General features: G+C 60.0%; 11 protein-coding genes and 2 pseudogenes. 2 read left to right on the forward strand and 11 right to left on the reverse strand.

What is annotated here, in order from left to right:
* Positions 1-7: 7 nt before the first annotated feature.
* The 4 genes from U0023_RS31970 to U0023_RS31985 are packed head-to-tail and all read right to left on the reverse strand — an operon-like array spanning position 8 to position 4,039.
* On the reverse strand, positions 8-787 hold the full coding sequence (locus tag U0023_RS31970; RefSeq protein WP_009490138.1) for an ABC transporter ATP-binding protein: 780 nt from the start codon (positions 785-787) through the stop codon (positions 8-10).
* Entirely contained in the window at positions 760-1,656 is an 897-nt protein-coding gene (locus U0023_RS31975) for an ABC transporter permease subunit (protein WP_009490136.1), read from the reverse strand. The genes U0023_RS31970 and U0023_RS31975 overlap by 28 nt, the downstream gene beginning before the upstream one ends.
* Positions 1,657-1,681: 25 nt before the next feature.
* Positions 1,682-2,659 carry an ABC transporter substrate-binding protein gene (locus tag U0023_RS31980; RefSeq protein ID WP_009490134.1) on the reverse strand — a complete coding sequence of 326 codons (978 nt, stop codon included), beginning with the start codon at positions 2,657-2,659 and terminating at the stop codon, positions 1,682-1,684.
* 42 nt (positions 2,660-2,701) lie between these two features.
* A complete protein-coding gene (locus U0023_RS31985) occupies positions 2,702-4,039 on the reverse strand; it encodes an LLM class flavin-dependent oxidoreductase (RefSeq protein WP_009490132.1) in 1,338 nt (445 codons plus the stop codon).
* Positions 4,040-4,787: 748 nt separating this feature from the next.
* Here U0023_RS31985 and U0023_RS31990 point away from each other — a divergent pair.
* On the forward strand, positions 4,788-4,973 hold the full coding sequence (locus tag U0023_RS31990) for a hypothetical protein (RefSeq protein ID WP_009490130.1): 186 nt from the start codon (positions 4,788-4,790) through the stop codon (positions 4,971-4,973).
* Positions 4,974-5,480: 507 nt separating this feature from the next.
* Positions 5,481-5,816, forward strand: coding sequence for a uroporphyrinogen-III synthase (locus U0023_RS31995; RefSeq protein ID WP_009490125.1), 336 nt, complete (start codon positions 5,481-5,483; stop codon positions 5,814-5,816).
* Between the two features lie 47 nt (positions 5,817-5,863).
* Here U0023_RS31995 and U0023_RS32000 read toward each other — a convergent pair.
* The 7 genes and pseudogenes from U0023_RS32000 to U0023_RS32025 all read right to left on the reverse strand — a co-directional run.
* Positions 5,864-6,234 (reverse strand): annotated as a pseudogene (locus U0023_RS32000) (DDE-type integrase/transposase/recombinase); the annotation flags it as partial.
* A gap of 356 nt (positions 6,235-6,590) precedes the next feature.
* Positions 6,591-6,786, reverse strand: a pseudogene (locus tag U0023_RS35965) (IS6 family transposase); the annotation flags it as partial.
* 83 nt (positions 6,787-6,869) lie between these two features.
* Positions 6,870-7,082 (reverse strand): hypothetical protein, encoded by a 213-nt coding sequence (locus tag U0023_RS32005; protein WP_154660957.1) that lies wholly within the window; start codon positions 7,080-7,082, stop codon positions 6,870-6,872.
* Between the two features lie 183 nt (positions 7,083-7,265).
* The gene (locus U0023_RS32010) at positions 7,266-8,351 is read right to left on the reverse strand and encodes an acyltransferase family protein (protein ID WP_009490121.1); all 1,086 of its coding nucleotides are present in this window, start codon (positions 8,349-8,351) and stop codon (positions 7,266-7,268) included.
* Positions 8,348-9,373 carry a glycoside hydrolase family 26 protein gene (locus U0023_RS32015; RefSeq protein ID WP_009490119.1) on the reverse strand — a complete coding sequence of 342 codons (1,026 nt, stop codon included), beginning with the start codon at positions 9,371-9,373 and terminating at the stop codon, positions 8,348-8,350. Before U0023_RS32015 ends, U0023_RS32010 begins: the two co-directional genes overlap by 4 nt.
* On the reverse strand, positions 9,370-10,794 hold the full coding sequence (locus U0023_RS32020) for a UDP-glucose dehydrogenase family protein (protein ID WP_009490117.1): 1,425 nt from the start codon (positions 10,792-10,794) through the stop codon (positions 9,370-9,372). The genes U0023_RS32015 and U0023_RS32020 overlap by 4 nt, the downstream gene beginning before the upstream one ends.
* A gap of 53 nt (positions 10,795-10,847) precedes the next feature.
* Complete coding sequence (locus tag U0023_RS32025) at positions 10,848-11,396, reverse strand: DUF995 domain-containing protein (protein ID WP_322883908.1); 549 nt, start codon at positions 11,394-11,396, stop codon at positions 10,848-10,850.
* Positions 11,397-11,401: the final 5 nt, after the last annotated feature.

Below are 11,401 nucleotides of genomic sequence, written 5' to 3' on the forward strand. Positions count from 1 at the left end.
CCCAACATCAATGGGGTTCATGCACGCCGAGCCATCCGAGCAGATTGGTCCGGATGCGGCCGAACTGTGGAGCAGCCACGTTGCGTGGGCGGGGCATCGCGATTGTCTCTTCGTGGGCGATAATGCCATCCTTCATCACGAGAACGCGGTCGGCCAGCAAAACCGCTTCCTCGACGTCGTGCGTCACAAGCAAGACCGCGCAGCGATGACGCTGCCAGAGTTCCGCGACAAGCGACTGCGCCTTGATGCGCGTCAGCGCATCCAAGGCGGCAAAGGGCTCATCGAGCAGGAGCAGGTCCGGTTCCCGGACCAAGGCGCGCGCAAGCGAGGCGCGCTGTGCTTCGCCGCCCGACAGCACCTTCGGCCAGACATCGGCACGGTGGCTGATCCCCACTTCGTCAAGGGCGGCAACGGCCTTCGATCGGTCTGGCCGCCCCGGAAGGCCAAGGACGACGTTGCGCCATACTGTTTTCCACGGCATCAGGCGCGGCGCCTGGAAAGCGACCGCTCGCTGAGCTGCAACCTCAACGGTACCGGCGATTTCGCGATCAAGATCCGCCAGAACGCGAAGCAACGTGCTCTTGCCGCACCCGCTCGCCCCGAGAAGGGCGACGAACTCTCCCGGTGCAATGTCGAGGTCGAGATTGTTCAGGACCTCGCGTTCGCCGAAGCGTCGGGTGAGACCCCGGACTCGGGCCGCGTGCCCGCCTCGGACTTGGCGTTGCTGGCTCCGGTTCTCGGCCGGTTGGTTGGGCTTGGTTAAGTTCCGCTGAACGCCGGTCGCCATGAGAGAAGAACCTTTTCAAGTGTTCTGACTGTAAAATCGACGGCAAGGCCAAGAAACGCGTAGACGACAAGGCAAACCACGATGACGTCTGTCTGAAAGAATTCGCGTGCGTTGGCCATCAGATAGCCGATGCCAGCCGTCGCATTGATCTGCTCGCCGAAGACCAAGGCTAGCCACGCGATGCCCAAGGAGTAGCGCAACCCCACCAGGGCATTGGGCAAGGCTCCAGGGAGGATGACATGCCGGATCAGACCCGCGCGGGACAGTCCGAGGGTGCGCCCCGCCTCGATCAGCGTGGAATCGACATTCCGGATGCCTGCGTAAACATTGAGATAGAGCGGGAACGCAGTCCCAAGTGCAATCAGGGCGATCTTGGGCGCCTCGCCAATCCCAAACCAGATGATCAGCAGAGGAATCAGCGCAACGTTCGGCACGGTCCGCAGCATCTGCATGGTCGCGTCGACCAAATCCTCGCCGAGCCGAAACAACCCCGCGCAGAGAGCCAGTGTCACGCCGACCGATCCACCGATCGCAAGACCGACGAGGGCCCGCATGAGCGAGATCCACATCGCCTGTTGCAACTCACCGGTTGTGAGGAGGTTGGTTGCACTGGAGATCACCGTGGCCGGACCAGCGAGAACCTCCTCTGGAAGGAGGCCAGTGAGGGAAGCGAACTGCCACAGGAGAACGACAAGAACGGGTCCGGAGGCGCGCCGCAGCCATCGCGGCACACCTCTGGTGGATGCCGACACAGGCTCAATACGCTGTCGCGGAAGGTCATGGCGCCCGACAACGGCACCAATCGATCGCGGCGTCGATGCTCCGATCTGGCGCACCGGAATTGTTGTGGCAATCTCGCCTTGTGACATAAGAAAGTTGCCTTCCTTGGGGGGATCAATCGGTCCGAAGACCGCGGTAAACGTAGTCGCTCAGGTTCAGTGAGCCACTCAGGACGCCGGCCTCTTTCCAGGTCTCAAAAACACCCTGGAGGGATGCGGCAAAGGCCTGGTCGATCGGCGTACGGCGAAAGGCAGCCTCGGACGGGTAGAGGCTTTCGACCGTATCCTTGTCCTGCTTGGTGAACTTGGCATAGAAATCGATGTAGGCACTCTTGTTCTCACGAGACCACGTGTAGCCCCGCTCAATCCGGTCTGCGAAATCCGCAATCGCCGCGACCTTGCGCTGATCGGCAAGAGCGCTGTCGGTTGCACTGAGAACGCCGTTCCCGGTGTTGATGCCGACCCCGTCGGTCAACTCCGTCGCTTTCAGGGTCCCAATCGTTCTGGCTAGGTAAACACCCCAAGTCCCCCATGCATCAATGCTACCGGCCTGGAACGCAGCACTTGCATCAGTCGGGGTTAGGAACGCGAGTTTCACATCAGCCGGAGTAAGCCCAGCCTTCTTGAGGACGCCAAGCACGAGGTAATGCGCGACGCTTCCCCTGGTCGTAGGCGAAATTGTCTTTCCCTTCAGGTCGGCGATCGACTTGATTGCGCTTCCGGCTGGCACAATCAGTGATGTTCCCAGGCCACCATTCGAGAAATTGGCCACGACCTTGATTTTCGATCCGCCGGCAATCGCGCTCACGGTCGGCGAATCGGCGGCGGAACCAATATCGACGGCGTCAGCCTTCAGAGCTTCGTGGAGGTTAACTGCTGCCGGGTACACCGACCACTGGATCTGGTACGGAACATCCTTCAGAAGGCCTGCGGCCTCCAGCTTGGCGCGGGTTGCGCCGGTTTGATCACCGACCCGCAACACAACTTTGCTGAGATCGTCAGTGGCCCAGGAGCTTGAGGCAGAGCCGAGCATCGACGCCGCGGCAAACCCGCCTATGGCCAACCCAAAGGCACGACGAGAGAACAGTTTCATGGGGTCTAACCTCCTAGGGGCATAGGCTCAAAAGTGAGTAAGTTACTCTGCCGCAACGCGGGTGAGTGGAGCGGCATAACGGTTTGGCGGGACCGGTATGCCCAGGTTGCCGCGGAATGTTTCGGCCTCATATTCTGACCGGTAGAGGCCGCGCTTTTGGAGGATCGGCACGACGTTGTCGGCGAAGACCTCCAACTCCTTCGGCAGGGATACGTTGAAGACAAAGCCGTCAGCGGCTCGGTTGATGAACCACGTCTCAAAGGCGTCGGCGACCTTCTCCGGCGCCCCGATGAAGTCGGTTCTTGGTGTTGCAAACCGTCGAGCAACCTCGCGGAGAGTGAGGTTGTCTCGCCGCGCGAGAGCCAGGATCCGGTGGGATTGGCTCTGGTTGCTATTCGCGCCATGTTCCGCAATGTCGGGGAATGCGGCATCGAGATCGTGTTGCGAAAAATCATAGTCGTTGAAGGGGCGCCCGAGCAATGAAAGCGCATTTTCGATTGAGGTAAGGTCAGTAAACTCCTGAAATTTGCGTTCAGCCTCCTCGTCCGTCGACCCGATGACGGGTCTTATGCCTGGAAGGACGAGGAGTTGGTCCGGATTGCGTCCGAATCCGGAGGCACGCTGCTTGACGTCGTGGTAATAGGCCTGTGCCTCTTCGAACGTTTCTTGCCCAGCGAAGATCGCGTCGGCACGACTTGCGGCGAAGTTCTTGCCGTCCTCCGACGCCCCGGCTTGAAAGATCACAGGCTGACCTTGGCGCGAGCGGGCGATGTTCAACGGTCCCTTGACCTGGAAGAACTCCCCGTGATGGTTGAGTTCGTGGAGTTTGGCCGGGTCGAGGAACACACCGCTGGCTTTGTCATGGACAAGCGCGTCGTCTTCCCAGGAGTCCCACAGTCCTTGCACCACATCGAGATACTCCGCAGCGAGGCGGTACCGAGTATCATGCGCCAAGTGGGAGGATTTGCTGAAGTTAGCTGCACTGCCTTCGAGCCAGGAGGTCACGACATTCCAGCCGGCTCTGCCGCCGCTGATATGGTCGAGGGACGCGAACTGGCGGGCGATATTGAACGGTTCACTATAGCTGACGGTCACGGTGGCAACGAGGCCGATATGGCTCGTCGCACCGGCCAGCGCTGACAGAATCGTTAGGGGCTCAAAGCGGTTGAGGTAATGGGGACTTGATTTAGCGGTGATGAACACGCTGTCCGCAACGAACAGAAAGTCGAACTTCGCTTTTTCAGCGATGGTGGCCTGCTGTTTATAGTAGGAGAAGTTGGTGCTTGCGTTGGGCTGGGCATCCGGATGCCTCCAGTCGCCCCATCCGGTGCCGACCCCGTGAAGCATGAACCCCATCTTTAATTGTCGATCTGTCGGCATGGTTTCGCTCCCAAGCGGAAAATCGGGGCTTGGCGCAGAACGTAGTCCGACGCAGCGCCAAGCATGCCATGATCGTTCGCCAAAACGGACAGGAAGGCAATAAATTGTTGTTCTAAAGATCAGCGCTGCAGGAGAATATATATGCTTGGTGATGCACAATCCGGAGAAATTCGGCCCCAACAAGAGCAAAAAGGACGTTTTCAGCATAAGTCTTCAAAGACGCATTGTTATTGAGGCTGCCCGTCCAATTATTCATCACACATACCGAGACAATTATTTCTTATATTCATCTGCTAGTAGAAGATTTAACCGTCATTGCTGCACATTAGACACGAAAATGCCCTGAACAGAGATAATTTTTCGCCTACGTGGGCATCTGTAAGTAAGAGGCGTTCCTGACTCTCGATCTTTTAAACGAACATTCTCGTTGACAGCTTGGGCGGGTGAAAGCAGCATAACTGCGCTGTCTGAACAGACATATCGCTCGGGCAGCCGCGGTGATTTGAAGCGCACAGCTTGCGCTGCGAGAACAAACGCTAAAGCGTCACGATGCGTGCAGTGCGCCTTGTGATCCATATTAAAGGGTCGCGATCATGATCGTTCCGTTGCTGCATCTCACACTATTGCGCTTGGCGCGTCGGGTTCGTCGCAGCCGCGACTGGTGCCGTCTCTCATAGATCTTCCCGATACTGCCTGCATTAGACCCTGCATTATTGCCAGTTCCACGCTGGTGCCAGGAGATCTCGTCATGTCACATACCACGCATGTCATCGAAGTCGGTGATGTTACAGCCGGCATAGTTGTTGCCACCGAAGGTGGTTTCCGCTTCTTCGCAGCTGGTTTGAAATTCAAGTCGCTCGATCTAACGATCTTTCCTTCAATCGCAGATGCGAGCCGGGCCGCGCGCGAAAAACTTACCAGAGATCGGTCCTGAGGCCGGAATGAACACAAAAGCTCTGTTGATTGTCGTCACTGCTATCGTGACGGTTATCTTTCTCTCAGCCTTCCGTGTGCAGGCTGCCAGTGAAGCGTCGGTCGTAACGATGGGACAAGTCGGTCGGAAGCTGGCTGTTCTCAAGTACTGTAAACCGTTCAGCGTTGGCTCGGACCTGTCTTAGAGGGTGAGGTGCTAGGTCTCTATGTTCAAACGCATGGGCGAACGGCCCCCATCTTGAGCCGACGAGTCTCTGCGGCGGACTGGGGACAAGGATTATCTAACAAGAGCATTTACGGAGGCTGCAGTGGATTTTGACCCAGAGCATCACTCATGTCCGAGGTGGTTCCCACTGTTCCTCCTAGTCATCGGTGTTGTCTGTGGCGTTGCTTCTCAGATCGTGGTCTGACCTCATCAGTTTCGTCACCCGGTTAATGCCGGAAGGAAGGATCCCCTATAGTATGGGGCTGGGATCCGGATCGTCAGGAAACGGAGGTTGTCACGCGGATGCTCGAACGACATGGCGCCATCGCGGTGCGCTGCCCGCTAGTGTCGATTCACGACGCGGAGGTTCCGGCCCCGGTGGACGCCTGGATCGACCGGCTCGTCCAGGGCCGACACGATGTCGTGCTCCTCTACACCGGCGAGGGCTTGTCGCGGCTTCTCGGCTTCGCGCGCCGCAGAGGCGTCGAAGCGGACGTGATCGCCGCGCTGGGGCGGACGTGCAAGGTCGCCCGCGGGCCCAAGCCCGCGAAGGTCCTGCGCGGCATTGGCCTCGCGCCGGACGTCATGGCCGAGGAGCCGACGACGGCCGGGCTGATGACGACCCTGTCGGGCCGGTGATGTCACGGTAACCTGAGGAGGTCGCAATCAGCCCTGCTTTGTTGAATTCAGGCGAGCACGCCCGCCGCGGCTTCCATGCCGCTATGGCTTGTAGGCGGTGGAGGTGGGTGGCGAGGGCCGCGCGGCGGGAATGAGGCGGGACGAACAGGTTACTGACGGCAGAAATGACCGAGGTGAACCGCTGCAGGCCTCCTACAGACTGAAAGCCCTGCATCATCCTCTCCCGTTTCGCCAGCGGGAGATGCGAATTCTCAGCCCTGTTGTTGAGGCCCTTGTGAGATCGGTGCTCAACACTTGGCATGACTTGGCGTCTGGCCGCTCCGTATGAGGACAGTTTGTCGGTGACGATATGCCTGGGGGCCATCCCTTGCTTCCTCATCAGCCGGGTCAGCAAACGCTTGGCCGCCTTGGAGGTCTTCATCACCCAAGCGACAGCTCTCTCGATACCATCTGGTGTATTGGGAAATGACTTCTGACCAATAGGGCGCTCGCGGCCTTGCACGACCGCCGCGCAGTCGAGTCTTTCTTTTGCGACATCAATGCCGAAGAACACTGTCATAGAGCCTTCTCTTGCTGAAGGGCCCCTTGCGCTGATCAACCTTGTGAATGCAGGCTTACCCGTCGTGGGATGACCTTTGATACCGTCCGATCTCGGCTGGGGCGCGTGGGAGAGGCCAGGTGCACTATCTACATCGCAGACTTCTGTCTTACGTCTCGTTCGGGCTATCCTGGCCTCATGCTGCGGGAATGGCCCGCAACGCTCATCAAATACAACGTTTCGTCCACGCGCCAGGAGCCATTCGTCATCCGGAGATGCGGACGGATACGCTTCCAGTTCGGGCGCATAAGCCTGGATCCTGCGAAAGAGGGTCGTATGTTCGACCATGACGCCGCTATCGGCGAGCATGCGCTCGAGATTGCGATCGCTGATCGGACACTGGAGATACCAGCTGACCGCCCACAGGATGATCTCCGCCGTGAACTGACGAACCTAGACCAAGTTCTTGCTATTTTCCTTCACCATTAGCCCCTCTTAGCATCGCCCATCGTAGTTCAGCCGCAGCGAGCTCCAAAGCTGCACAGAGCTAGGGCTCCTTCGTGCTCGAGGCTCACCTCGCGAGCAGGAACGTCGATTTCATAACCGACTTCAATGTAGCCGATGATATGATCCGCTTGCACAACTCCTTTTTCACAGCTCTTAAGGTCGGGCGCCTCGCCGAAGGAGCGTTCTGAAACGGATCGTCGGACCACGATGCCGATGACCACGTGACCTATGATCGCGCAACGGGCATTCTCTGGTACGATACGGATGGCTCAGGCACAGCGGCAGCGGTCAAGTTCGCGATCCCGTCGCCAGGTCTGAAGCTGACGGCCTCTGATTTCATCGTCGTCTTATGCCAGCGCTTGGTGCGGTCCCGAACTTAACCAGGGATCGCACCGATGACCCGATCACGCCAGCGAACTATTCGGTTCCGCCGGAACGGAAAGCTGCCCGTCCGTCGGTGCATGAGGCACGGGCCGCTTCTTCCCCGATCGTGGCACGAACAGCTTCAGCCCGGGCTTTTCGACAAGGTGCCACGACACAAATCCCAAGACGAGGGCCACGGGTAGCGCGACCGCGAAGATCTGCCACCACTGCGCCCCCTCGCCGAGCCACGCCCGCACCAATTGCTGCACAGGCCAGCCGTACAGGTAGGTTCCATACGACAGGTCGCCGAACCGCGCCGAGTTGCCGAGATTAATCGGCGCAGCCGTGCCGAGATAGGCGATGAGATAGGCGCCCAGAAGCGGGAAGGTATAGTCCAAGACGCGGAAATACGCGGCCCCAGCCAGAAGCAGTAGGCAGAGGAGCGCCAAGCTACCGGCCGGGCGATGATACCGCAGTACGAAGTACATTATCATCCCGGCGAAGAAGCATGGCGCCACCAGGATGAAGTTTCCCATGAACTTGCTGAAGCCCCAGAAGCCGAAGTACTGCATGCACAGGACCGCGTAGAACAGAAGGGCGACCACGGTAAGGTTCAATCCACCGATGCAGAACAGCAGTGCAACAAGACCGTACGAGAGCACTTCCTGTTGGATCGTCCAAAGGGATCCATTGAGAATGGTGCCAAGATAGATCGGAGAGGGATACAACTCGAGTCCGTTGAAGTAAGGGCCATCGCCGATGAGACTGAGGGAGGTGAGCACCATCCGGCCATGCTCCGCCAAGAACTGCGCCCACGTGCCCTCGTAGAACCACTCTACTGCAATCAGGATAGTGAGCACATTGCACACAAGAAGGCCTGGGACGATGCGGCCAAACCGCTTCAGAGAAAAGGTCGGAAGCGACCGGGCGTCCATCATGCTCTGCGTGACGAGGAGTCCGCTGAGGATGAAGAAGATGAACACGCCATAGATGGCGAGAATGTGCCCGAACGGCCCTGCAAAGGGTTCGTTGCGCTCATGGCCCTCGGCAATGAGGAACGAGTGGGAGAAGATGACGCTGGAGGCCGCAATCAGCCTCAGGGTGTCGAAGTTCCTATAGCGGGTCATGAGGGATTTCCGTTGAGGTCGCGGGGAGAGATGCGCCAGTCGGGAGAGCCGAAGGGCGCAGGCCAGCGGTGTGGTTCGAGAGCGTTGAAGTAGACGACGGCCTCCACGTCCAGGAAATTGCCATCCCTTTTGGTGAGGCTATCGAGCCATTGCCGACGGTATGCGGTGTTGCCGGAGACGCCGACCTCCGCGACGATGATCGGCTTTCCAAACCGCTCGACCCGCTCGTGGAGCGTCTCCAACGCTTGTTGGTAAGTCTGGGGAGCACCGTATTGATGGATGTCCCATGCCCGATAGCCGTAAAGACCGAGCCCGACGTAGTCGACGAAGGCGTCTCCGGGGTAGTACCGGGCGAGATGCGGCATGCCCTTAGGTGACCAGATGAACCGCGCAGTCGGCGCAGCGGCGCGGCACCGGTCGACGAAGTAGCGGTATGCCGCGATATACTCCTCGGGACGCCTGTCAGCCCACGGATAGCGCCCGCTCTGGTCGTCCATTTCATGCCCCCAACGGACCAGCACGGGCGTCCCGTCAGCCCCGAACTCCTGACAGATTGTCGTGATCTCGCGATCGAACTTGCCCGCGATGATCTCGTAGGCGAGAGCGTCGCCCCCATCCGTCCAGTTCTCTGCCCTGGTCCAAGGCTCGACCGTTACCATGAGCTGCCGGTGCTGCTCACGGACATAGCGTGCGAGAGCGCGGAATTCGTCTGGTCTGAAGACCTGCCAGTGCACGAAGACGTGCTCGATCGAGATGTTGCCCGCATTCGCGAACGCCCGACCCGGGTCATACACGCCGAACCGTATCGGCTTCGGCCTTGGGAGCAGCGACGCACCGCCGATCGCGGTCAATCCCAGCCCAGCGGCTGCCAGCACGAGACCGCGGTGAGGATAGCGCCTGGCGCGACCCCGCCCGAGCATTTGCCAGAAGCTGGCGCCGAGCAACCATCGCCGCGCCGCATGCAATATGCGGCGCGGCCACCCCATGGAGGCGGAATGGGGTATGGCGACCAGCTTGCTCATGCGACGATCGGCGACGGGTGGGGCTCGCTCTGCCCGGCAAGGCCATTGAAGACCGGCAGCATAGAGGGCTCCTCCAATCGCGCGGGCAGTTCGTGACCATTGGGCGTGGTCTGCTCCGCTCCGAGTCCGATACCCGTGAAGCGGAACCCGAATCTCTCCACCACGTCCGATCGATACGCGTTACGCAGGTCGACGAAGACGGGCTGGCGGACGAGACCGCGAATCCGTCTAAGGTCGAGCCGGCGCAGACTGTCCCATTCGGTCATCAGGACAATGACATCGGCACCCTCTACGCAATCATAGGGATCGCCGAGGAACTCGACGTCATCGAGATAGCGCCGTGCCTGCTCGGTCCCCACTGGGTCGTGGGCACGGACGGTCGCACCGCCTCGCTGGAGGGCGTCGATGAGCGACAGCGATGGCGACTCGCGCATGTCATCGGTATCGGGCTTGAACGTGAGCCCGAGCACGGCGACGGTCAGGCCCTCGACCGATCCGCCCATGGCCTCCATGACCTTGCGCGCCATGGCCCGCTTGCGTGCATCGTTGACGGCGACCGTATCCTCGACGAGACGGAGCGTGATCCCGTGGTCTTGCGCCGTGCGGAGCAATGCGAGCGTGTCCTTCGGGAAGCACGAGCCTCCATAGCCTGGTCCGGGCTGGAGGAACTTGCCGCCAATGCGATTGTCGAGGCCGATGCCGTTCGCCACCTCGCGCACGTCGGCCCCGACGGCCTCGCAGAGGTTCGCGATCTCGTTGATGAACGTGATCTTCGTCGCGAGGAAGGCGTTCGCCGTGTACTTGATGAGTTCCGCCGTGCGCCGTCCGGCAAACAGGATCGGGGACGCGTTTCCCGTTAGGGGACGATAAAGTTCCGCCATCATGGCGCGGGCCTGTTGACTGTTGCTGCCGACCACCACCCGGTCCGGCTTCATGAAGTCGTCGACGGCCGCGCCTTCGCGCAGGAACTCGGGGTTCGACACCACCGAGACCGTAGCCGTGGGGTTCTCGCGGCGGATGATCCGCTCGATAGCGTCTCCCGTTCCGACCGGGACGGTCGATTTGGTGACGACGACCGTGTAACCCTGCATGGCGCGGGCAATCTCGCGGGTGGCGGCGAACACATACGACAGATCCGCTTGGCCATCCGCCGCGCGGGCCGGCGTCCCGACTGCGATGAAGACGACCTCGGCGGTGGACACCGCAGCCGTGAGATCGGTGGTGAAGGAGAGGCGTCCGGCCTCGGCGTTGGTCCGCACCATCTCGTCAAGGCCGGGTTCGTAGATCGGCAGCTTGCCCTTGTGCAGGCCTGCGATCTTGCCCTCGTCCTTGTCGACGCAGGTGACGCTATGGCCGATCTCGGCGAAGCACGTGCCTGAGACAAGTCCTACGTAGCCGGTTCCGATGATTGCGACTCTCATGATGTCAATCTCCTTTCTGGATATCCGTTGGCTGGGATGGGGCAATGCAGGGCCTAGCGATCGAAGGCCGCCTTCAGGCGTTTTGCCTGTGGCGTGACCATGTCGCCGGAGCTGAACTTGGCATACTCGTTTTGGGGAAGGGGCACCTTGGCGGCTCTGAAGGTGTACCAGTCGCCATCCGGCAGGACGCGCTGGAAGATGGCCTCGCCAAGCACCTTGTGCTGGAAGCACTTGCCATCCGACTTGGTTTTCTTGCCGACGTGCCACGTGGCCTCGAAGCACATGACGCCGTTGTCATTGACGGACCATTGCCCTTCGGCGTAGGTCGAGTTGGCGATGGACTTGCCTGGTACGAAAGCGGTGAACCTTCCGTCCTTATGCAGGTATCCACCGCCTTCATCCCACCTCCAGGATTTGCCGCCGTAGAGCTCGAGCAATTCGCCCGAGTTCATCATCCGCGGCAATTGGTATGTTTGTGCTACGCCAAGCGACGGGACGGCCATGGCTGCAGCCGCGAGTGTTGCAGCAGTGAGCACTCGGCCGATGATCGTCTGCCTTGTTTCCTTGTCTGTCATAAGTCTCTCTCCTGCCAGGTTGTTCAAACGTC

The organism is Microvirga lotononidis, assembly GCF_034627025.1.
GTDB classification, from domain to species: Bacteria; Pseudomonadota; Alphaproteobacteria; order Rhizobiales; family Beijerinckiaceae; genus Microvirga; species Microvirga lotononidis.